Source organism: Calothrix sp. NIES-2100 (genome assembly GCF_963875285.1).
GTDB lineage: Bacteria > Cyanobacteriota > Cyanobacteriia > Cyanobacteriales > Nostocaceae > Aulosira.
Window position 1 is genome coordinate 625,422 of sequence record NZ_CAWNLA010000001.1, and the last position, 22,869, is coordinate 648,290.

The following is a 22,869-nucleotide window of genomic DNA, read 5'->3' on the forward strand; positions in this document are numbered from 1 at the left end:
TGGGATGTAAGCAAAATTTTTATGAAAGCTTATATCCCATTATATTATATAGTATACCAGCATATTAGTTGTAAATAAAGCCTTTCCTCTCAAAAAATTCGCCAATTTACAACCTATAAAACAAATGACCAATGACCAATGACCAATGACACGCAAAGCGCAGTAAAATAAAGAAAAAAGTATCTACCATCCGCAATGTCACCAGATCAAAATATTGATGATGTGCAGGAGCCAATTACCAGCGCCCCACCGGCAGTAAGGCAGATTATTGAACGGGTATGGAAGCTGGAAAAAGGCAGACTAGATAAGCGAATTAACAGCCACATTAACGATGAAATTTTGGTGATAATTAAGGAAGAGGTGCGATGAAGCTGACTTCAATTAAGCTGTGCAACTTTCGCTCCTTTTATGGTACAACACCAGAGATAGTGCTTTCCGGAGGAGATGTTCTTAACACCACGATAATTCATGGTAATAATGGCTCAGGAAAAACCAGTTTACTCAATGCCTTTACGTGGGTATTATATGAGAAGTTTAGTGCAGCATTTGCCTCGGTAGAACAGCTAGTTAATAAAAGAGCGATCGCGGAAGCTAAACACAAGCAAGCTGTAGAATGCTGGGTAGAATTTCTATTTAATAGCTTGAAACAACGTTATTACAAGGCTTTCAACCGTTTTAAAAATATTTTAGCTTATGCCAAATTATGCCAAAAATAGCCAAGAAATGCCATAATTTTAGATACGTTTTTAGATCTGGTACTAATTTATGGATATTCAGTCCAGGGTTGCACAAGAAAACGAGAAATTAAAGATAACCAAAAGTTATGTATCAATTGTCATTAAGAATAATAAATTATGGTTACGTGGCACACTACCCGTTAAACCCTGGTTGAAAAAAGACTCTGCAAAACCTTACCAGCAATTCATAAGCATGGGTAAACACGGTACTTTAACTGAAAACGGGTTAAAGTATGTTTTGCAAAAAATCAAGATAGTTAATGGTCAGCTAGAAGCTGGTAAATTTAACTGGGATGATTGGATAGTTAACGAGACTCGTGTCATTAACTCTAGTGACTTGAAAATTCTGTTCCCTAGATATATTGATGTAAAGAGAAACGTTTACAGCCTGAATACAATTAAATCTAGGCTAGAACAGGTTAACAATTGGATACAATCACAACAGTTCACCCTGGTCACAGACGCTCTAAAAATCAAAAATATTTTACTTGAAACTAAAACGCTTTACTCTGTCCGTAAATATTTATCAGAAATTTCACGCTGTTGTAGCTGGGCAGTCAATGAAAAAATTATAGAAAGCAATCCGTTCATTGATGTGATTAAAGCGTTACCAAAACCCAAAAAGCAAGAACTAGACATAAATCCGTTTACGAGAACTGAGCGAGACTTAATTATTGATGCTTTTGAACACAGTAAAAAATATGGTTGCTATTCGTTCCTTGTCCAGTTTTTATTTTTTACTGGTGCTAGACCGAGTGAAGCACTAGCCTTGCAATGGAAACATATAAATCTGAATGAAAAATTTATAATTTTTGAACAGATTTTAGTTCAAAGTCAAAAGCATATTCAGAACAGTTTAAAGACTCAGCGTAAAAGAAAATTTCCAATTAATGACCAGTTACACCAGATCATTCTAGATTTTAAATTGTCTAGCCATAAGCCTGAACAATTTATTTTTACTAACAAGTACAACAAGCAACTGATAGATTTCAAGTACTGGCAATACAATGTATGGAAAAACGGGATAATTAAAGACTTGATTGACCAGGGTAAGCTATCAAGTTACAAGAATCCATACCAGACTCGACACACATTTATCACGCTATGTCTAGACTCTGGTATAGATGCCAAAGACGTTGCAAACTGGGTAGGCAATAGCCCAGAGATAATTTACAAGCACTATGCAGGGTTTAACAAGGATCTTAAGGTTCCTGAATTATAGATATCGGTTGTAATTTGATTGTTCGATATCATCGAATTATAGAATTATTGTTTTATTTAAATTAGTAATAAATACTTATTGACTTGCTTTGAAAGCTTGTCTAATATAGAGACATAGAAACAAACACAACCAACCGAGAGAAAACATGAATTATTACCAAGTTGACAACGAAAAAAACGTTACAGTAATTACACAGGATTCCTACCCTTTGAAACATTTCAGTATTTTTGCAGAGTCAGAAAAACAAGCTTTGTTTTTTAAAGAATTAAATGATTTAGTTTCTAAAAACGAAAAAACAACTTTTCAAAATATAAAAGTTGGAGAATATTTTGCAACAAACACTAGCCAAATAATTCTTAAAGTGTCTGAAAATTTAGTTAAATATTTTCCAACAAAAGAACAAAAAGCATTTACAAATGAGAATGCTTTTTGTGTAAAAATTTCTGGTGAATTTGCTAAAAGTTATTTCAATAAGTAATAAATACTCATTGACTTGCTTTCAAAGCTGATGTAGTATAAAGACATGGCAGGCAAGAACCGTTAATTCAAACCTGCCACTAACCAATAACTTACAGTGATAAGTAATGGCTGAGATTAATTTAGCATCTCATCAATACGCTAATCAAGTGATTAGCCAAACATCTGAAGAAACATTAATTAGTGGTGTGTTAATTCCTAAAGGATATGTTAACGCCACAGAAATGTGTAAAGCGAGTGGAAAAAGATGGGCTAAGTATTTAGAGTATAGTAAAACACAGGAATACTTAGTTAAACTAAGTGAGTCCTTCTCAGGGACGGACTTAATTATACAGATACTACACGGAGATATTAATCTAAGAGGAACTTGGATACACCATTTAATAGCTTTAGATTTAGCAGCTTGGTCATCTGTTGATTTCAAATTTTGGGCTAATAAAACTCTATGGCACGTAATTAATGGTAATTTTCAAGCTCTAACAAATGAAGCGGAAGAAGCTCAAAAACAATTACTTTTAATCTGGGATAAAGTCAGACGTTCAGGAATTGATAACGGTAGATTACCTTTAACAGACGCGATCAGAGATTGGTATCAGCGTAACCCTGGTGCAACATCTAGACCTATTCATGCAATGTATGCTGTGACAACTAACGCAATTTACCAAGCATTATGGAATGTTGACGCTAAGAATTTAGAACAGTTCTTAGGATGTTCTAGAAATGAAAGCCGTGATCATATCGATGCTAATAGTCTGAGAACTTTAGAACGCGCTGAAGCTAGAGTTGCTGAGTTCATTGATGAAGATAACATCAAACCTATTGAAGCAGTTACGGCTGCAAACATCAAAAAAGCTAAACAACAAGTAAATAAAAAGTGAGTAAAAAATAATGGGTGGTAAACCTTTAGGAAAAAACATCGGCTTTTATATCCCTGAAGAAATTCTCTCTAGAATAGACAACACAGTAAAGTCAACAAACTCTAAAAATCGTTCTGAGTTGCTCAAGTTTATCATTGTCAATTGGCTAGATAACAACGGTTACTAAACGTTAAAAAATCAATTCACTCGCTAACACAAAAGGAAAAGAATCATGGGTATTGGTAACAGTAAAATGAAATTTAATTCACAAAAACAAGAATTGTTTATTGATGACCATCACATTTTAATTCACGATGATTACTGCGAAATATATGATGAAGATTACGATACTTGTATCATTTTTCAAACAACTGATTTAAGCTTGATTAAACAGATTGTAAACGCCATGTATAACGAATATCACAATGGTTTAAAAGTAGGTACAGAAAACATGAAGCGACAATTTAGAAAGTTACTAGACTTGTAATAGATAGCCAATAAAATAAACCCTGGTCAATATCAAAACTGACCAGGGTTTATTATTTTCCAAAACATTAGTAATTACTCAGAAAATCTTTCTGAATACTTTGACCAAGCATGTAATAATTGTATTTTTAAATTTTCAACGTGTTCAAAATTTTCGTTTGAATATTTAATTTCCTTACCGTTTATTAAACTTACGGTAAAATCATAACTAGTTGAAACTTCACCACTTTTTAAAGAAAAAAATTCATTTGAACACACACCAGTTACATAAACTATTTTAGAGACATCTAAAACGGTTCCGTTGCCAAAATGAAAAAGTTTAGTTTTTATCATTCTTGAAAACATGTTACTAAATTCCTGATAAGTATTCGTTAAATCAAACATTTTGTTGAAATTGGTTTGAATCTACAAATTTTGATAAGTTTGTATTTCTTTCCAATAAAATGAACGTTTAAAAGATTTTTGTTCATACATTCCTAAAACTTTAGGGTTGTAAAACTTTACAGATGTTTGGCAAATATAATTTCCCGGTTTTTCTTCATCTTCATTGATTATGAAATAATAACATCTGTCTACCGGATACGTAAAACCCTTATTAAAATCAAACATGTTACTGAATTCCTGATAAGTATTCGTTAAATCGGTCAAGGTTAAATTTTAAGATACCCGTTCCCGTTCTAATATAGTGATAGCCTTGCCTTAACTCGTTGTTAGCTATCAAGCGTCTTAAAGTGCGATCGCTAAATCCTTTACCCTGGATAGTTGCAATATCCTTAATAGATTTATCATAGATGCACTGTAGCATTTTGGTTTTAGGCATACATAATAAAATTGACAACACTTGACATATTATAGCAAAGCTTGGCAAGTGTTGTCATAAATTGGCATGGTCAAAAAGTGACTTTTTAATTTAAACAGCTTTTAAATAATCTTTATAAGTGAATTTAGAAATTTCACTTAATGTTACTTGAGCAAATTTTTCTTTAGAACTTTCAAACCTAGTAATGTGAATATCAGGCACTTGTTTACTAGAATCATTATCAAGTATTCCTTGGTCAACTAAAATATCTAGGATAGTTCCCGCTATGTTATCTAAATCTGATTTATGACTACCTATCAAAGCTATTTTAATTGATATAGGTGGTGTTAACGGTTGTGAAACTTTAGGTAAAAATTTTCTTGAACTTACCTTAAATTCAACATATTTTGGAGGCATATAAGTACCGTTACGAGTTACTCTTGGTCTGGCTTTACCAGGGATTGAACCAGGGATTTTAAATGTTAATTCCATATTTTTTAACCTTTTACTTTACAAATTGCATAACTTCATCGAACATCTTAGTTACCAAGTCTTGGTAAAAGTTCCAACCTGGTACACCTTCAGTAATACGGATCTCTTGTTTGTTTTTTAAAGGTTTACCACGTTTACCGATAACTATTTGCGGTTCTGCAAAATAGTAACTGACTTGTTCACCTTCAGAACCTAGAGATAACATTTTGATTTCACCCTTTCTAATAGTTCGGGTAATTTTTAAGTTTTCAACCGGATAAATACCAAGTTTCATCTGATTAATTATGTCTTGATAATAGTTTGTTGCAGCCTCAACACTTTCTAATAGCTTAAGCACCAGGGTAGGCTGAAACTCTTTCTCTAGTTTGCAGCGATCGCGCTTAACATATTTACCTTTAGATTTAAGCTTTCCTTTTAAATCAACGATGATATAGTTTTTCTTTAGTCCATCGTTTCGGATACCGTCTTCATCTTCATCGGTTCCTGTAACAACAGAACTTTTAATACCGTTGTAAATATCATTTGGTGGTACAAAAAATGCTTGTGCCTCTAGTTCATAATCTAAATTGATACCCTTGGGCATCTGTGACTGTACAATTTTATGAATCTGTTTATTCAATTCATACGTAGAATCATTAGTACTATAATAAACACCGTCAGTATCAATGCTCGCAACGGTTCCACCATTTTCTTGTATTAATTTAACCATCAGTTTTAGAATAGCTCTGCCATAAGCTGTGACTAAAGCTGCTGCTACATAATCATTAAATTCAATTCCTGTTGTACCAAGAGAACCATACATAGAATTGATCATTATTTTGAATGATCCTTCGGTTTGTATTTCTTCATTAGTGGCTGTTTTAGCTTTCTTTTTAGCCTTTAATTCAAGCCTAAAGTTTAATAAATATTTCAATAATATAAGCTGAAACTTATCAACATCTTTAATACTACAAATACAATAAGTTAGCATGATACTGGGATAAAGTGATGCTACGTCAATCTTTGAAACATACTTGTAATATCCAGCATTAGCACCAGTTAAACCACCTTCAAAAAGTAATTTTTGGTCTGTCCCTGGTAAACTTTGACCTTTAATAGAGTAATGTTTTTTCAGAATATCATTGTGTTTTGAACCGTTACCAGAATGGCTTATGCTTTGCAATTTCCAATCAGGTAAAAATAATTTCTGATAGTAAATTGCCGGAATTAAAAAATCACCTAATAATTTAGTATCTTCTAAATCATAAACAAGGTATTGCGCAAACTCCTCTATTTTTCCCTGATTAACAACAACCCTCATTTCTTCATAACTCAGTTCGAGTCTAGCTTCTGACCTTAAGCCAGTCTGTAACACTGATTGTTTTAGGCTATGACTAGTTAACTTCCTAGCTACAAAATCCCATGCTAGAACCTGATTATAGAGGTCTATAATGGCACATTTGTCTTTAGGATATGTAGTTAACCAGATACCATTATAAGTTTGTGGTTTACCCCATTTTTGAGCCGTTTTATGACAAGTTTCACGCTTGTCATTTACATAAAAATAATGTTTAACATTATTAACTAGACAACGTTTAATAATGAACGGTAAATCAAATTTAAAACCATTAAAAGTTACAAATAAATCGGGATTCTTTTTAGTTAATATTTCAACAAATTTTTGTAGCCCTAGTTTTTCTGAACCTGAATTAATGACAACTAAATTATTACCAGAATATTTAACATTTTCTGTGTCAGCTTGATTCAATTTATCTATCAACAATTGTTTGTTAATAGGTTTAGCCAAACAATTGATAATAACCGCTACATTTTTTTCGTTATAAAGTCCAATTAATTCAACCTTATCAACATCAGGGTTCAATCCAGAGGTTTCAATATCAACATAAAATTGACTTAATTCTGCGTAAGGTTTTAAATTTATCGTTGGTTTCCATTCTGGTAAATCGTATTCAGGATAATGAAACAAATCTAATCTAGACTCATCTATATGAATACGATTACCGATAATTTCTACAACCTTTCTAGCGCTAAATTGTTTTGGTTTATCCAGGGATATAGTCATGTTATCTAACCTTAATTTCTTGTCCGTTTTCCCAAACTTTTAAAAAATCTAAGCTGCTATATTCATTTAAAACATCTTCCAATAAACTGTAATCATCACCTTTATAAAAACAAACTTGATCTGCTAAATCTGGGTAATAATCCGGTAAATCGTTTTTGTGTTCAGTGACTAAATTTAAAATTCTATACAAATTAATTTGCTTAGGAACTTTTCCTGAAATTCCATACCCTATTAAAATTATTGGATAATTATTAATAATTCTTTTAGATTCTGATGACAACTCGGTGTTTTTCATAATTCTAGATTTCCTTCAATTCATTAATTAATACAAATTCATGTCTGGCTGTTGAAAAAGGTCTATCAATCTTTGCCCATTGTTCAGAATCCGTTAAATTACTGAGTTCTGTTATATACACTAGACAATTTTTGTATAATAACGGTTTTCTCTGGATGTAATAGTCAAAAAGCTTAAGTCTAGGTATCATATTTGTAATTTCAAAAAGTGACTTTTTATTTTGTCCGACAAATCTATAATAGTTTAGTCTTTATAGATTTGTCAAACATGTAATATACTTAGTAAGCTATTTAACATTTAGCACACTTTGTAGCTTTCTAGACCAAGCCGAGTAAGCATAACTTTCATGCACGTTTCGATAAACACAAGCTGATTTAAAATCATCAAGGGTTAAATGTTGATGCTTATTTATCAAAGCGTCAAAAAATTTTTTGTTGTTTAGGTTTTCATACTTTCTGAATAATGCAGACATATTGACACTGTATGAATCGTCACAAGTGTCTAAAATCATCTCTGCGTTCAAATCGATTTCTTTTTCTTGTCTAGGTTTTCTAATTTTTGGTTGAGGTACTAGAACGGTTACACCACAGTTATCACACTCTATGGTTTCTACCGCTTTTGCAAGTATCCTGTAATCATTGTGTAGAATTTCTGAACAATTAGGACAAATTAGATTATATTTAGCTTCTAGTTCTCGTTGCTTTTTACCTTTTAAATCAAAGCTACGGATTCTGTTTGGATAACCGTGAATTAATTTGTTACCAACATGGTCAATGATGTGTTGAATCTTTCCTTGTTGATAACGGTTAGATCTACCGTTTCCCTGGTCGTACACAATTTCTGATGCTGTTTTGCGTAGCCATTGTGTAACAGAAGCATCTGGACAATTAAAACCTTCGCTCAAGATATTAAAATTAGAAATTATTAACAAACTGTCTGGATGTTCTACAGGCAATTTGAAACGTTTTAGAGACTCTCTACGGTAGGTTTTATCCGTTGTTCCATCCAAATGTACAGCAATCTCTTTTCCATACTGTTGTAGTCCAAATTCATTGTAAGCGTTAACGACTTGTTTGGAATGCTCAACGCTTGAACAAAATACAACAGTCTTTAACCCTGGTGTAAATTTGTGCCAAGTTTCAACAGCATCAGCATTAATCACATCATTATTAAGTATTTCTGATTGTTGTTGTAAATCAAATTCACCACGAGTTTTTTTAAAGTCAAAAGATACAAAGTGACCAGGGTTAACAAAGCGGAACGGTGCTAAAAAATTATTGTCAATGTACCATTGATATGATTTACCAACTACTAAAGCTTGGTAGATATCTGTAAAGCTTTTACCATCTAAACGTTCTGGTGTTGCCGAAAATCCTAGTTTAACTGCATCAGGGTAATAATCTAAAATCTTTTTCCAGGATTTAGCCGGGCTATGATGACAATTGTGAACCAAAATATCATCTACAAAATACGTGTGATAATCTTCGACTTCTAAATTGTAAACAATAGTGTCATCTTCAAAATGTAAATAAGTGTCTTTAACTTCTAAAATTTCCCAACGTCCTTTATAAAGTTTAAAAACTTCATCACCAGTTTTTAACTTTTCTGATTTTACCCATCCTTTACCACAAACATAATAAGGGTGATTGAGTGTAGAAGTTATCATCCTGCCATTTGATAATCTAATAGTACTAAATTCATTAGAAACACTTTTAAAAATTTTAGTAACTTTTTTCTTAATTAAACGGCTACCAAAAGGATTATTTTCATCAACAGACCATACATAATCACCAACCTTATACTGTTCGATTGGTTTTCCATCCACTAAAGTTCCTGCCGGAAAACATTCATCAGCAATTATCATTGTAGGTTTCAAATCTAATTTATCCAGTTTGTTTTTAAGAGTGTCAACACTGGCAATATAAACCCTGGAACTAAGAGTTTTTAAACCGGATTTAATAAAGCTGATATAGACTTTATTCTGATGAAAATAATCAGCCAAATTATCGAGTAATTCTTCCCTGTGAACAAGCATCAAAACTATATTATCTTCAGACTGTGTTAAGTGTCTGATAGCTAGATAATTTTGCTCAACACTCTTGCCCGTTCCTGTAAAATTCTGACGTAATATAGACTTTACACCCTGGTCTATTAATGTGTCGATTTCTTGGATTCCTTCAGCTTGGTAACAACGTAATTTTGAAGCGAGTTGTTGTTCAAGATTTTTCAAGTATTCTGGTGTATTTTTCATTTTTAGGTTAATCGGGTTAATTAGCGATCGCTTTCAATTTCTTGGATAACCAGAGAAACAAAAGTGATTATGTTTATCGGCAATGATGGAACAACCAAAAACAGATATAAAATTACTAGATGAATCCGAACATTTTTCAAACAATCAAAATCTTTCAGATAACTATAAAGAAATATGGTTGTGTAAAGAAAAATGTTAGTTAACAAGCAAAAATCATAGAAATAAATTAGTGTCAACATATTGTTATAATTCTTAACATTACGGGATTTTTAAAAAGTATCCCTAAATTAATAGGGATACTTAGGTTAATCAAAGAACTAGAATTTTTCTAGAACAGCTAGTTCTTTTTCATCAATTTGAACAGCTTCAACAACTTTAGTTGTTGCTGGTGCTAAGGCTGGTTTAGCTGGTTGTTGATTTCCGGGAACAATTTTTAACAAATTCCCTGGATTATATTTCTCAGGATCTTTTTTAGCAATACTGGTGATAATAAGCTGTAACTTACCACCATTAGCCATTGCCTCTAATGCTCTTTGAGCAAGACTGGGTTTATCGGGGGTTCCTTCCTGTTTAATTAATATTGCTGACATTTGATTAGCAGGTACATAAACAGCTTCAGGATTTTTAATTAAAACACCATCTTTAGTTAATGCCTGATCAATCCCGGAAATATAAAATTTAACAGATGCTCCATATTCCGGGTGTGTTTCTTGAATTTCCCAATACTTAACATCTGCAACTAAAGCTGGTTTCAACGGTTTATTAGCACGTACATAAGGTCTAACTAAATCCGTCAATTTAACACCAAACACACCAAAAGAATCTAAAACAGAAGTTAAATCATTAACATTTTCTAAATTTTCTAGATCCTCATATTTAACATTAGAAAGCCATTTGGCAAATATAGAGATCTGATTTTTACCAAATCTCAAGAATGTGATAATATTACCTTGGTTTTCTTTAAATTCTAAAGTTGCCAAACCAGCTTTAAACTTAACAACATCTTCACCAGAATCATCATCCTGATCAATTTTGTAAGCAATTTCAACTTCATTTAAATCATCACCTGTTCCAAATTGTAAAACCGCTTTCCCGTTTTTCTTAACTAATGAAAAACCATAAACAGCATCTGCGTATCCATTATTTACTCGAATACTAAAAACGTTATTCTCATTAAAATCAGGCTTAACAGCTTTCAGAATTTTAGTTAGTTCTGGATAAAACGAATGTTCCTCAATTTGTTCAAATGTTACAGGATAATATCCATCTGCTCCAAAAGTTAAATTGCGTAAAGACTCGAAATTTTCTAGACTTAATTTGATAATTGCCATTGTTTGAATCCTTTAGAGTTAATTTGGGTTAATTGAGATTACTTGAGTTAATTTGTAAGCCTTTTATGTCATGCTCGGGACAATTTTAAATAGTTAAAGAACTATTTAATTAGTTCAGAACCTACCGAAACATTTAACTGAAATTGTTTGTAATTACCATCAGGTAACATTAAAACTAACTTAGATTTTGAAAAATCTATGTAAACACAATGAAATTTTGTGCCAACTTTAAATTCAGCTATATCAATTTTCAAAATTACATCGTAAAATTGAAAACACATTGTATCAGCCTGATCCCAATCTTTATAGTCAAATAACTGAGATTGAATAGATTTGTTTTCCATTTCTAAATACCTACCTAAATAAGAACATTTTTAGTCTTTCCTAAAAGTCTTCACATCTTCAGTCTTTCCCGATGTCTTCACTTTATGTCAGACAATTTGAAAAGTGACTTTTTATTTTGTCCGACAAATCTATAATAGCAAACTTTTAAAGAGTGTCAACCAATTTTGAATATAATTTAGATAAATATAATTTATAATATCATGGTATAATATATAAGTTTTTATAATATAAAATAAAAACTATTCAAAAAGTCACTTTTTAAAATAAAAACCCGTGTATCAATAAAAGATAAACGGGTTATATAAGTATTGTAGATTGGCTGACTATATTAATTATAACAGTTATACACTCTTTTGAACTATTAAGTCTTTTAATCCCTGGTCTGATCCATACCATTTAAAGTTGGCAGCATTTTTCAAACCACTTATAGACTCTATATCCGAAAACAATTCAATCAAATTAGTGTTATAAGTATAAATACTACTTCTAATTCTTATATGTTCGGGTTGTCCTTTGTTTATGATTACCACAAATTTACTAAATGGATAGTAGCTACTGAGTACTTCACCAAGATCGCTTTTAAGTGCTATATCAGATTTATTAAGCTTAACAACCGGAATATCACCATAAAATTCTACGCGATTTAAATATATTTGAATCTTTTCACGTTTCTTGAGTACCGATGGCTCACCATAAGGAACTAGAAAATCTAAAACTAATTGAAAATCTATATTTTCTAGTTCCAGCAATTGATCAAACAAATTGAAACTTCTACGTAACTTTGAAAGTCCTGAAAATACTTCATCACAATATTGTAATTGTTTGATGAATAAATCGCGATCACGTACATATTGCAGAAGCTTAGGTATTGGTTGTCCAGGGTAAAGAGTTTTCCAAGTTAACGTAGCACCACACTCTTGATCATCAAAAATCAAGTTGTCTAGGGTATAACTAGATTTTTTAACAGTTTCTAAAAAGCCTTCATGATGATCAATAACGTAAATAGCTTTTCCTCTTTCTTTCCAATAATTTAAAAAAGCTGGTTTGAAACTAAAATCAACCACCAAAATATTTTTGTAATTTGTCAAGTCTGGTATTATTCCCTGGTTCGCTTTATCGTAAGTCCAGCCAACATATTCTAAATCAGGGTTAATCTCTGAGTACTTTCTATAACACACCCAAGAAGCTGCAAAACCATCAGGACAAGCAAAATCTTCTACAACATTATGATAGATAACTAAATCAGGAATAAAGCTATCAGGAATAATAACTGTTTTGGATTCTTGTAAAAGCATAATAATTTTGAAAACACTACTAATATTATAGTGTTTTGTCCGGCAATTCAAAAAGTCACTTTTCAATTTTAAAAATATAGAATTTATTTGCTATAGCACAAAAGTTTAAATTTGTCAAGAGTATTTTATAATAATTCTTTAACAATTTTTGGATTTTGTAATTTATCGCAGAGTTACAAAAAATTTTTGTAGTTTTTCAATCTGGACACAAAAACCTTATATCTATATAAAAGCTATCAGAAGCCGTTCAAATAACTTTGGTAAGTCCTAGGGCATTCTAGACCAGGGTAAAAGCATATATGGATTCTAGGGTACTTAGATAATCTAAAACCTTTTAACTATCTATTGTCAATAAAACATGTTAATGACAATAACTGTACTAGAGTATTTTTACTTATTAAGTACTACTGTAATAGTACAGATATTCTCAATAAGCTCGATATTCTCAATAAGACTACAAAAAATTTTGTAGTTTTTTGTAATGGTTTTTGTAGAAATTACAAACTACAAAAACCTTACACAGCAAGGATTTTGTAATAGTTTTTGTAGATTTTGTAGTTTTGAGCCGGATATAAATCTCTACAGGTGTACTAGTACAGGTGTACTATCAAAGTGTACTAGTAAAATTTATACAAACTAGTACTATCAAAGGCTTATAGAAATCTATGATTTAATCTGGCTAGAGAAAAATAATCATAAATTTTTGTAGTCCAGGGTAGTTGTACTAACAAAAACCTGAGTAAATCATAAAAAATCTAAATAAGTATTTTTACTTATAAATTTGTACTAGTTATATAAAGGATAAATTAATATAAGTTTTTCTTATACTTCTTTATGTTTTATATATGTAATACAAATTAAATAGATTATTTGTACTAGTTTAAGTATTTATAACTATTTAGGTTTTTGTTAGTACAACTACCCTGGGCTACATAATTTTTTGATTATTTTTCTCTGACCATAGAAAACTAGATATTCATATAAGCCTTGATATATAAGATTTTCTTGTACTACAAAACTACCTGTTTTTATATTACAGACATACTACAAAGCTCTAGAGATTTATATCCGGCTCAAAACTACAAAATCTACAAAAACTATTACAAAATCCTTGCTACATAAGGTTTTTGTAGTTTGTAATTTCTACAAAAACTATTACAAAAAACTACAAAATTTTTTGTAGTCTTATTGAGAATATTGAGCTTATTGAGAATATCTGTACTATTACAGTAGTACAAGTAAGTATAAATGCTTAAAATAACATGTGTATAAGCTAAACTTATCAATGAAAATCAATGAAAACTACAAAAATACTATAATCAGCGTTTACCCTGGTCAAACACACTGTTATTCAATATTTAATTGACAATTTTACAAGAATGTGTTATAGAACAAAATTTACTAAAAAACCTGCCAGAATTCTGACAGGGTTATTAGTGTTGATACTTATAGATGCCCAAGCTGATGATTAATGATGTAATATATCTGATTTTATTCAAAATATACAAAATATACTAGAAACTTCTGTTGCAACTTGAACATTTAAAAGTCCTTTCCTTTGATAGAGGTGTTAAAACTAACTTCTGAGAGTTGCAAAATATACAATGTTCTGATTTTATTCTCAAGCAGTTTCTCTTATACATTTCGGCTTCTTTGTAAGCTTTCTGGAGTCTCAGATTTTGGTAAAACTCTATTTGTGATTGTGATAGCTGGTGATTGGTTGGTCTGACTAAAGACTTGACAGCCATATATCTAACCTGTGAGATTTGTGTAACTATATATAATACTTAGTGCTGTTACTAACGTCTATAGGTATTTACACAATTTTCATATAGGTATTTACAAACTTTAAATTTAAAAATCAAAAAGTCACTTTTTGATTTGTCCGACAAATTTTAGATAAAAAAATCAGCCAACTTTTAGGGCTGGCTGAAAATTAGGTTTGAAGTAATATTTTATGTTGATTTAACTATAACACAGATAATACTGTTCAGAAGCATTATAAATTTTAATGATATTATAGAGATTGTGGTATAAGTAAAGCTTTTACATCAGTATTATATGATTTTTACAAACATAGTATAATAGATTCAGGTCTGAAGTAATAAATATATGAAAACAACAACCGCTACAAAGTTTACTGCTACAGTAATTGACCTAAATCAAATAGCCAGCTTAGTTTTTACAGCTTTTGTGCCTTGCAAGAAAGGTTTAAACGATAAGAAAATTCCTTGTAAAGGTGCTAAAGGTTGGCAAAACGGAACTATAACTCTAGATAAGCTTTCGGATTACCCTGATATGACTATGCTTTCTATAGTTCTGGGTAATGAATACATAGCGATCGATAAGGATGGTATTACAGCTATAGAATTCTTTGATTTGCTAGGTTTTGAACTACCAGAGACACTAACGATTAGTTCTAACCCTGGACAAAGAGAAGCTTTAATTTACAAAATCGAAAAACCTTTTGAACATTTCACGATCGCTACAGGTGATCAAGAACAACTGGAATTTAGAACGGGTAAACATTATCAAGTTATTGCTGGCATCCATCCGAAAACTAATCAACCTTATTATTCAAATCATTTACCAGTGGCAACGATATCTAAAAATCACCCTATATATAGTTATCTAGAATCTAACGGTAAATCTGAAGCTAAACCGGAAAAGCAAGTATCATCAGCTTTACCAGATTTTAGACAAGATATTCCAATACTCGAATTTTTTCTGACTGGTTCCGATAGACAATTGATTATTAATGGTGCTGAACAAGGTTCTAGAAACAACTCAGGCTACAAATTAGCTGTGAATTTAGTTGGTACTGAAAACAGATTAAATCAGCTAGGTATTAAATACCAGGGTGCTGCTGATGAACTTTTTGAGCAGTATTGCCAAGCTTGTAATCCTTCTATAGATAGAAGCGAATCAGAAACAATATGGAATAGTGCTTTTAACAGTAAGCCTGAGCCTACCCTGGATGATCAAGAACTTAAAGAACTAGCTCAAGAATGGAATTCAGCTTTTAATCTTGATCAGAATTTACAAAAACACCAAGAAAGGAAAAATCTAGATAAATTCCAAGAGTTACAGGAAAACGTTAACCGCTTAAAAGTCAAAAATTTCACTTCAGCCGAACTACCTATAATCGCTGGTTTAGCTTTTAGACAGACTTTTGATCGTGAACCAGGGTATAGAGATCAGGAAATGATCCAGACAATTGAAAATATGTTGTCTGAGGTAGATTATTCAGAGGATCAAAAAGTCACTTTCCAATCTGGATTGTCTGATATACAGAAAGCACAGACATCTAAATTAAGTGCTGACTATGTATTATCCGGTACATCAATTTTAAAAGATTTAAAAAGATATGGTGTAGAAAATAATATACCTGAAGAATACTTAATTATGTCACTACTGACTTGTTCTAGTAGTGTAATAAGCAAGTTCACAAATTTTAATTTTAATAGTACTGGTATTTGTTCGAGTAATATATTTACTATTTTTCTAGGTGGTTCTACGGATGGTAAATCTTTAGCCGTTGATCCTTTCAAAAAGTCTTTTAAGCGTTTGGCTGTCGAAGCCAATAACACATATATTCAAGATAACAAAGCTTATAACGCTTTTTCAGAGTATTGGAAAACCTTAAAGAAAGATGAAAAAGAAGCCCAGTACTTACAACAAACATATCAATCTAGCATTCCCGATGATATGGATATGGTAAAGATTCGGGAAGTTATGTGTCCAACACCTACAAAAGCCCACCCATACATCGTGACTGATTCGAGCTTACAAGCTATTAGCACAATGTCTGGGGAACATAAAAATTATGGCTTGCTAATTAGTCCTGATGAAGTAACAGACTTTTTAAGTGGCATTGATACCATTAACAACAACAAGAAAGGGAATGCGCTAGATCAGTTCATCCGTATTTGGAATGGTGACACAACCTTAAGAAATCGTGTCAGCACATCTGAAGAAGAAGCCGACTTTTTTAGATGCTCAATGCTCAGTACGATTCAAACCAAACGCTTCTATAATACTTTTGATATCGATAATAATGTTGGGTCAGGTATCTGTGGAAGATTCCTTTATGTCCCGATTGCCGAACCGATTGTGGTTCCCAACAAGTTTCTAGAAGATATTCAGACTAATTTCGATTTTCCTGAAATCTGTCTGAATCTTTACAAAAAGATACAAAACGCTTCACACGTTGTAGATCCTGTTAAGGGTGAACCAGTTAATACCCTGGTCAAAAACACCAAGACAAGCCACGCTATCTGGGCAGCATTCAGAAATCAGACTTTAGAGAAATCTAGAAATGTCATTGACACTAATGAAGCTTTTGGGCAATGGCTTAACCGTATACCAGAACAAGTTGCCAGAATTGCATTAACATTACATTGCTTAAGAATTGCTGAAGGTGTTGATAAAGATTTACAACACATGAGTGACGAAACAATGTTAAGAGCTTGTGCAATTGGGATGTGGTTGATTGAAAAAGCTAGTTTAGTTTACAAACATAGCCTAACGGATAAGTTAGAAAACATAGATCAATCAAAACTCTTTCTTTTTCAAGAATTTATCAAAAAATGTAAAAAAATTCTTGAAAATAAACAAAAACAATTTATCGAAGCATCAGATTTTTATAAAGATGCATTTTGTAGAAAAGCTCAGGTATTGAGAGAATATGGGAATAAAGACAAGAAATATTTGAGAAAACCAGAAATACTTGAGCTTTTTCTAGACGTTGCTAAACATGGTTTAGCAGAGTTTGATCAGGTTAATGGATTGTTAAAACTTTGACAAATTGTTAAAGCGTTTTACAAAAGGCTTTAAACCTTTTGTAAAACTTTAAGGTGATTTTGCTCTTTTTAAAATCACCATTTTCGTAACAATTGGCATCACTATTGATTTTAAAAATTCTGACATACTTACATCATCAGGTTTAGCTTGGATGATTAATATTTTTTCCTCTGGAGTAACAAAAAACCCCATTAATTTGTCGGAAATTTTCTTTGGTTTCTTTAACATAATCCTAGAGTTCAAGCGAAGTATCAACACTATTTAAATGATTACAGTTTAAACAAGCAATTTCAATTGCTAAAATTACTTAATTATTTTTCTTTTTATAATATTTATTTTACAGATTATATAAAAATTACTTATATAAACTAGATTTTTTATGCTTTTTGACTTATTATTATAGATAAAAGTTTAAAAAGTGACTTTTTGAATCGTGGTAAAATTATTTAGTAAACACTAGACAGTTTAAGCCGATAGGTGCTATAAAAAATATGTCGGACATTTTAGAGGATAACGTAACTGATATGGCAGCAACTAAAAAGACCTATTATACTGCAAATTATTCCGAATTTGTTGTAACTGACGAAAATTATCGTGAAATAATCGATAGACCAGAGTTAACAGCCGCTATCAAGGCTGATGGTGGTGTTAAAATTCCTGGTGTTGTTTTACCATCTGTATATAATGTTGATGGTAAAAGGGTTGTCTGGGATGGTAATTCCAGATTAGCAGCTCTACAAAATCTTGCAACAGATCCCGAATACAAAGGATCTTTAGATTTTCCGTATATTATCATGCCCGTTGAGGATGCTGAAGATCCTATCAAGCGCAAAAGTTGGATGCTTTCTTTAGGAACAACCAATAATCAACTAAAACCGTTTGAATATTCTAAAGGCATTCAGGAAATCTTTGATATTAAATATCAACAAGTTTTAGATGAATATATCAAAGAAAATGGTACGGAACCGGATGAAAAAGCTGTTAAAAAATTACGTAAAAAGGTTACAACTTTTATAGCAGCAATTCAGGGTAAATCAGAAACTTGGATACAGCAGATTTTAAGAGTATCCACAACAGAGGATGAATTTATAAAGTCCGCTTTAAATGATGGAACCATAGATTTAGCAATAGCTGATACAGTGTTAGCTAAATCTAGCAAAGCTGGTATTGAATCCAAAAACTATTTAGACTTGGCTGTTAAATCAGCTAATGAAAGGGGTAAAAACAAAGTCACAATTAAAGACGTTGATCGTGTTGAGGAAATTTTAGAAAAAGGTGAACAAGTCCTAGAACTTGTTGAATCTGGTGTTCTACCTTTCGCTTTAGTCGATGAAGTTGAAAAAATTACCAAAGAAACTGAAGCTGATTTTGAAAAAGTCATTAATGAAGCTTTAGATTTTGTTGGTTTACAAGATGGTTCTAATAATGCTTTAACTGTTGAAGCGTTAGAACATGCCAAAGAATTCTTAACCGCTAGTGTTGAGAATTTGATTAATGATAACGATGATGATTCTGAACAAGATTCTGAACAAGATTCTGAACAAGATTCTGAACAAGATTCTGAAACCATTCAAAGACAAGCTATTACCTTTGAAGCGTTAGGACAAGCCAAAGATAACTTAGCTGATTTTGCTTTGTTCTTAAGTAATCTGGCTGTACAAGAATACCCTGATTTGATGCCTGAACAAATTGTTAAAATTGCTGACAAAGTTAAGAAAATTCAGGAACAGGTTTTAAAAATTCAAAGCAAACAAAAACCCTCTGAATTGTCTGAACAACAAGAAGCTGCTTAATTTTCAAATCGGTTAAGCGTTTATTCCCTGGATAAAATTACTATTGTCCAGGGAATTTTTTATGCTAAATTTAATGTAGGACATTATTATATAAGGTGAAATCGTGAAAAATAATAAATTGGTTAAAATATCGGTAAGGGTTACTGATGAGCAATTTACTAAGCTAGAAACTATCTCTAGTGCCACAGAATCAACTATATCCGAAATATTACGAGTGTTGATAGATTTACCACAACCTTTTATATTATCCAAAAGTGTTAAAAGCTAAAAATCGATAAAAATCAAAAAGTCACTTTTTAAAATTTTATCTCTAGTCTAACACTAGAGATTTTTTGTTTAATAGGATACTTGTAAGTTTTATTATAATTTCAGTATATTTACGGATGTTATAAAATTTTGTCCGACATATTATAGATTTGTCGGACAAAACAAAAAGTCACTTTTCAGATTACCTTAAACGTTATGAATAGCTTAATTGATTCTAAACTTACACAATCTTTAAAAAATCGAATTAAATTTTTGGTTGCTAAAGTTCACAATCTTTCAGGAATTGTTACAGTTTATCGGATTAAGCAATTATATCCAGCATTTAAGGCTAATCAAAAAGTTCACTGGTTTAACTTAGCCGACAAACTTAACCAAATTCTAAATGACCGAGAACGTACCATAGTTGATGATGTTTCCGATGCTTGTAAAAATCAAGGTTTACACTACAACCTTAAATCTGATGTTACAGACACAAAGTTTTTGATTTATTGCAACAAGGATTTTGTTGGTGTTATCAGATTTAACGATATTTGGAAACGTTGGTCATATAGCTTTATAAGCTTGGGACAATCTAAACCGTGTAATAACGCTTTGCAAGCAGCTTTGATTTTAAAAGGTCATTACGAAACCAGCAAAAAACCTTCCTTACTTTTTAGTGCTTGGTAATTATGCTTAACAATTTAGATAACTTGAAAATTTACATGCTTTATCATCCAGAGAATCAACTTTTTGTTGGTTCCAGACAACTAACTAAAGATGTTAAACAAGCAACTTTATATCAAAACAAGCCTAAAGAATTTCACGGGTTTATTGCTCTAGAGTTCATTGTAAAAATCGAAAACATGACAGGAAAACATGACTAAAAATGTTATCGACACGATTAGAAATCAGGTAAAAGATTCTGGGTTTAATGCAACCAGTCAACAGATCAGAGATAAAGCATTTTTGTTAAATATCAACTTAGAAACAGCAACAACAGAACAAAAACAAATGATCAGCCAAGCAATCGTTACAGACCAGGGAACAGTCAAGGACAAAGAGCAATCAGCTTTGTCTATCCCTGGTAAAAACCAAATACAAATTTCTGAATCTGAAAAACATCAGCTTATTCAAAAACATTCAGAAAAGTTGCAAATAACTTTGACTAGTCAAGAAGTCACTGAAGTGTCTCAGAATATCAGCAACAACTTTAAGTCCAGACAGTCATTAGCTAGTCAAGTTATCGGTGCTATTAAAAAGTATGTTGAATACCAAGCCAATTTGGAAGCTCAAGCGATCGCTGAAACAGCTTCAGAGATTATAGAAATTCAAAATCGTACTGATAGCTTGGCTGTTCAAAAACTTCAAGAAATTTCTGAAGCTGTTCAACACAATCAACGGCAATGGCAACAAGCAGCCGATGATATCCTAGAATTGTTTAAAGTTTAAAATTTGAATATTACTTTAGAACATCTAAATTATTTAGATGTTCTAGGGTGTTAGTCAAGTAACACAATTAACTTAGAAAATTTAGAGGATTTAAAATCATGGCTACATATATTGTTAGAGTTCCTTTTACTGGTTATGTTTCTGTAAAAATCGAAGCTGACAATGAACAAGATGCTATTAGAAATGCTCTTGAAAGTGATATAGATGTTAATGATGCTGATAAAATTCAATATCATGGACAAATTGTTAAAGGTAATGTTTTTTATGGTGTTTTAAATAAAATTGAAGTTGAAGAATGTGTCGATTAGTTGATTAGTAGTATTTGGACAACATTTTGGATTATCTAAATTAATTGAAAATTTTATCAAAATAATTTAGATAATCCAGGGTGTTAGTCAAGTAACACAATCAACTTAGAAAATTGAAAGGATTTAAAATTATGTGGATAGACGACACACCAAAAAGACCTGATACCTCAACCGTTGGTACTGTTGATATTCGCCATTCTGAGGAAATCGAATATGAACAGATGCAAAGATACCATCACCTTAAACCAAAAGCCTATATACATCATGTATTAACTTTCCCACATGGCAAAAAATTTATGGCTGCACTAACTACTATTGGATCAGGAAGTAATAGCAAGACTTTCCGAGATCGGGATTTAGCAAAGCGAGAGTTAGATCTCTTCGTTGATGAATTCATCAACAAAATGCAAAATTATGGAAATTGATTGTTGTTTTTGTGGTGGTTCAGGATTTGATGGTAAAGGTACTGGTTATGATAATGTTTGTGATCATTGCGGTGGTGAAAGAACGATTTTAGTTGAAACTACGGAAACTTTAAACAGCATGAAAGATTTTAACTGGTATCTGAACAAAATTACTGATTTAGAAATAACCAAAGAAATCATCGATAGCATCACTGACCAGAACATCAAGAAAATTTTTGTGACCTTATACAATACTGTCGAGACTGGTGATAATGTTGTCTGGCAAATATTACGGGAAAGGTTAGCGGGTTATCTATATAATTTTGCTATTAACACGATGTACTAATTAGCTTTTGAAACATTAAAAAACCTCTAGAATTTTGAATAATCTAGAGGTTTTTTAATGCTTAATTTGTTTTGAAATTATTCTAGAGATTTGTGTGTTTTTGGATAAGCCATTTGATTTATTTTCCTGTGAATAAAGTTTCTTTACGTCTTACAGCCTGATACATAACCAAAACGGTTATATCTAATCCATAACTTTTAACGGTGCTAAATTTACTACCAGCTTTTTCAAACCAGTAATAGATAGTGCTATCTGCTAACCCTGGTAAAAGTTCTTTAATTTTGTAGAAAATATTTTCTGCACTGTAAATGTAATCATCATGCTCAATAGTCTTTGTGATTTCCTTTGCTTTTTCTAGTTCATCTTTTTTGTAAATGTATTTAGGAAAACAGGTTTTGAACTTAGCATAATCCTGCAATGCTTTGTCTGTAATGTTGTTTTCAGAAGTTACAAAACCACTTTTCAGAATCTCGGATTGTATCCGGTTAACTTGGGTGCTATTTAGCTTTTTACCGAATAGCGATTCTAATTTAAGTTTTAATGGTGTATTCTTTTTTACACCTGTATTGGTCTTTTTACGGAAGGTTATAGGCATGTAAACCACCTTTTAGCATAGTTCAGTAGAGTTCAAAGAACTTTTTAACGTTTTCACTATCGTAGCATCTTTTTTAATCGCTAATTGATTCAGTTCTGAAAATCGTTGAATTCAGTCTGAACACTAACACATTTTTTAACTGATTACAAGAGTACTTTTACTTATTTTTTAGTTAAGAATTGTTAAGAGCGATTCAGCGATTATGTTGAATCGCTGGCTGTAATTGTTGCTATATAAAGCTTTCTAAAAATAGTTCAGTGTTACAAGATAATTTAA

The 22,869-nt window shown here is 31.6% G+C and carries 25 protein-coding genes and 1 pseudogene; 15 read left to right on the plus strand and 11 right to left on the minus strand.

Translation table 11 applies throughout. The features are described 5' to 3' along the window. Nucleotides 1-195 precede the first annotated feature (195 nt). The 7 genes and pseudogenes from AACU32_RS02420 to AACU32_RS02450 all read left to right on the plus strand — a co-directional run bounded on the left by AACU32_RS02420 (nucleotide 196) and on the right by AACU32_RS02450 (nucleotide 3,780). Nucleotides 196-369 (plus strand): hypothetical protein, encoded by a 174-nt coding sequence (locus AACU32_RS02420; protein ID WP_339377434.1) that lies wholly within the window; start codon nucleotides 196-198, stop codon nucleotides 367-369. Further along, nucleotides 366-656 (plus strand): annotated as a pseudogene (locus tag AACU32_RS02425) (AAA family ATPase); the annotation flags it as partial. The gene AACU32_RS02420 and the pseudogene AACU32_RS02425, both read left to right, overlap by 4 nt. Before the next feature lie 109 nt (nucleotides 657-765). After that, entirely contained in the window at nucleotides 766-1,959 is a 1,194-nt protein-coding gene (locus tag AACU32_RS02430) for a tyrosine-type recombinase/integrase (protein ID WP_096597510.1), read from the plus strand. Nucleotides 1,960-2,104: 145 nt separating this feature from the next. Then, nucleotides 2,105-2,437 (plus strand): hypothetical protein, encoded by a 333-nt coding sequence (locus AACU32_RS02435; protein WP_096597512.1) that lies wholly within the window; start codon nucleotides 2,105-2,107, stop codon nucleotides 2,435-2,437. Between the two features lie 106 nt (nucleotides 2,438-2,543). Further along, entirely contained in the window at nucleotides 2,544-3,314 is a 771-nt protein-coding gene (locus AACU32_RS02440) for a KilA-N domain-containing protein (protein ID WP_096597514.1), read from the plus strand. Between the two features lie 10 nt (nucleotides 3,315-3,324). Next, nucleotides 3,325-3,480: a ribbon-helix-helix domain-containing protein gene (locus AACU32_RS02445; protein WP_339377436.1), complete on the plus strand. Its 156-nt coding sequence runs from the start codon at nucleotides 3,325-3,327 to the stop codon at nucleotides 3,478-3,480. A gap of 45 nt (nucleotides 3,481-3,525) precedes the next feature. Continuing rightward, nucleotides 3,526-3,780: a hypothetical protein gene (locus AACU32_RS02450; RefSeq protein WP_096597516.1), complete on the plus strand. Its 255-nt coding sequence runs from the start codon at nucleotides 3,526-3,528 to the stop codon at nucleotides 3,778-3,780. A gap of 74 nt (nucleotides 3,781-3,854) precedes the next feature. Here AACU32_RS02450 and AACU32_RS02455 read toward each other — a convergent pair whose 3' ends face one another. The 9 genes from AACU32_RS02455 to AACU32_RS02495 all read right to left on the minus strand — a co-directional run bounded on the left by AACU32_RS02455 (nucleotide 3,855) and on the right by AACU32_RS02495 (nucleotide 12,649). Further along, nucleotides 3,855-4,163: a hypothetical protein gene (locus AACU32_RS02455; protein ID WP_096597518.1), complete on the minus strand. Its 309-nt coding sequence runs from the start codon at nucleotides 4,161-4,163 to the stop codon at nucleotides 3,855-3,857. Nucleotides 4,164-4,389: 226 nt separating this feature from the next. Continuing rightward, the gene (locus tag AACU32_RS02460) at nucleotides 4,390-4,599 is read right to left on the minus strand and encodes a hypothetical protein (protein WP_096597522.1); all 210 of its coding nucleotides are present in this window, start codon (nucleotides 4,597-4,599) and stop codon (nucleotides 4,390-4,392) included. 90 nt (nucleotides 4,600-4,689) lie between these two features. After that, complete coding sequence (locus AACU32_RS02465; RefSeq protein ID WP_096597524.1) at nucleotides 4,690-5,070, minus strand: RusA family crossover junction endodeoxyribonuclease; 381 nt, start codon at nucleotides 5,068-5,070, stop codon at nucleotides 4,690-4,692. Between the two features lie 13 nt (nucleotides 5,071-5,083). Continuing rightward, nucleotides 5,084-7,132: a DNA polymerase domain-containing protein gene (locus AACU32_RS02470; RefSeq protein ID WP_096597526.1), complete on the minus strand. Its 2,049-nt coding sequence runs from the start codon at nucleotides 7,130-7,132 to the stop codon at nucleotides 5,084-5,086. A gap of 1 nt (nucleotide 7,133) precedes the next feature. Continuing rightward, on the minus strand, nucleotides 7,134-7,427 hold the full coding sequence (locus AACU32_RS02475; RefSeq protein ID WP_096597528.1) for a hypothetical protein: 294 nt from the start codon (nucleotides 7,425-7,427) through the stop codon (nucleotides 7,134-7,136). 286 nt (nucleotides 7,428-7,713) lie between these two features. Further along, nucleotides 7,714-9,678 carry a DEAD/DEAH box helicase family protein gene (locus tag AACU32_RS02480; RefSeq protein WP_096597532.1) on the minus strand — a complete coding sequence of 655 codons (1,965 nt, stop codon included), beginning with the start codon at nucleotides 9,676-9,678 and terminating at the stop codon, nucleotides 7,714-7,716. Nucleotides 9,679-9,995: 317 nt separating this feature from the next. Further along, nucleotides 9,996-11,009, minus strand: coding sequence for a hypothetical protein (locus AACU32_RS02485; RefSeq protein WP_096597534.1), 1,014 nt, complete (start codon nucleotides 11,007-11,009; stop codon nucleotides 9,996-9,998). A gap of 101 nt (nucleotides 11,010-11,110) precedes the next feature. Next, nucleotides 11,111-11,353 carry a hypothetical protein gene (locus AACU32_RS02490; protein ID WP_096597536.1) on the minus strand — a complete coding sequence of 81 codons (243 nt, stop codon included), beginning with the start codon at nucleotides 11,351-11,353 and terminating at the stop codon, nucleotides 11,111-11,113. 342 nt (nucleotides 11,354-11,695) lie between these two features. Beyond that, nucleotides 11,696-12,649, minus strand: coding sequence for a hypothetical protein (locus tag AACU32_RS02495; protein WP_096597538.1), 954 nt, complete (start codon nucleotides 12,647-12,649; stop codon nucleotides 11,696-11,698). A gap of 2,112 nt (nucleotides 12,650-14,761) precedes the next feature. Between AACU32_RS02495 and AACU32_RS02500 the strand changes: the two genes are divergently transcribed. Next, on the plus strand, nucleotides 14,762-17,452 hold the full coding sequence (locus tag AACU32_RS02500) for a DUF3987 domain-containing protein (RefSeq protein ID WP_096597540.1): 2,691 nt from the start codon (nucleotides 14,762-14,764) through the stop codon (nucleotides 17,450-17,452). Between the two features lie 48 nt (nucleotides 17,453-17,500). Here the strand turns inward: AACU32_RS02500 and AACU32_RS02505 are convergent, their stop codons facing one another. Next, nucleotides 17,501-17,680 (minus strand): hypothetical protein, encoded by a 180-nt coding sequence (locus AACU32_RS02505; RefSeq protein WP_096597542.1) that lies wholly within the window; start codon nucleotides 17,678-17,680, stop codon nucleotides 17,501-17,503. Nucleotides 17,681-17,943: 263 nt separating this feature from the next. Between AACU32_RS02505 and AACU32_RS02510 the strand changes: the two genes are divergently transcribed. The 7 genes from AACU32_RS02510 (at nucleotide 17,944) to AACU32_RS02540 (ending at nucleotide 21,998) form a co-directional block, all read left to right on the plus strand. Continuing rightward, a complete protein-coding gene (locus AACU32_RS02510; protein WP_339377437.1) occupies nucleotides 17,944-19,245 on the plus strand; it encodes a hypothetical protein in 1,302 nt (433 codons plus the stop codon). A gap of 519 nt (nucleotides 19,246-19,764) precedes the next feature. After that, on the plus strand, nucleotides 19,765-20,178 hold the full coding sequence (locus tag AACU32_RS02515) for a hypothetical protein (RefSeq protein ID WP_339377438.1): 414 nt from the start codon (nucleotides 19,765-19,767) through the stop codon (nucleotides 20,176-20,178). 2 nt (nucleotides 20,179-20,180) lie between these two features. Beyond that, the gene (locus AACU32_RS02520) at nucleotides 20,181-20,375 is read left to right on the plus strand and encodes a hypothetical protein (RefSeq protein WP_096597548.1); all 195 of its coding nucleotides are present in this window, start codon (nucleotides 20,181-20,183) and stop codon (nucleotides 20,373-20,375) included. Next, nucleotides 20,368-20,940, plus strand: coding sequence for a hypothetical protein (locus AACU32_RS02525; RefSeq protein WP_096597550.1), 573 nt, complete (start codon nucleotides 20,368-20,370; stop codon nucleotides 20,938-20,940). The genes AACU32_RS02520 and AACU32_RS02525 overlap by 8 nt, the downstream gene beginning before the upstream one ends. Nucleotides 20,941-21,038: 98 nt before the next feature. Next, nucleotides 21,039-21,248 carry a hypothetical protein gene (locus AACU32_RS02530; protein WP_096597552.1) on the plus strand — a complete coding sequence of 70 codons (210 nt, stop codon included), beginning with the start codon at nucleotides 21,039-21,041 and terminating at the stop codon, nucleotides 21,246-21,248. A 131-nt stretch (nucleotides 21,249-21,379) separates the two neighbouring features. Then, entirely contained in the window at nucleotides 21,380-21,673 is a 294-nt protein-coding gene (locus AACU32_RS02535) for a hypothetical protein (protein WP_096597554.1), read from the plus strand. Then, nucleotides 21,663-21,998 carry a hypothetical protein gene (locus AACU32_RS02540; RefSeq protein ID WP_096597556.1) on the plus strand — a complete coding sequence of 112 codons (336 nt, stop codon included), beginning with the start codon at nucleotides 21,663-21,665 and terminating at the stop codon, nucleotides 21,996-21,998. The genes AACU32_RS02535 and AACU32_RS02540 overlap by 11 nt, the downstream gene beginning before the upstream one ends. A gap of 118 nt (nucleotides 21,999-22,116) precedes the next feature. On the opposite strand, the gene AACU32_RS02545 is transcribed toward AACU32_RS02540, so the two are convergent. After that, nucleotides 22,117-22,593 carry a hypothetical protein gene (locus tag AACU32_RS02545; protein WP_096597558.1) on the minus strand — a complete coding sequence of 159 codons (477 nt, stop codon included), beginning with the start codon at nucleotides 22,591-22,593 and terminating at the stop codon, nucleotides 22,117-22,119. Between the last annotated feature and the right edge of the window lie 276 nt (nucleotides 22,594-22,869).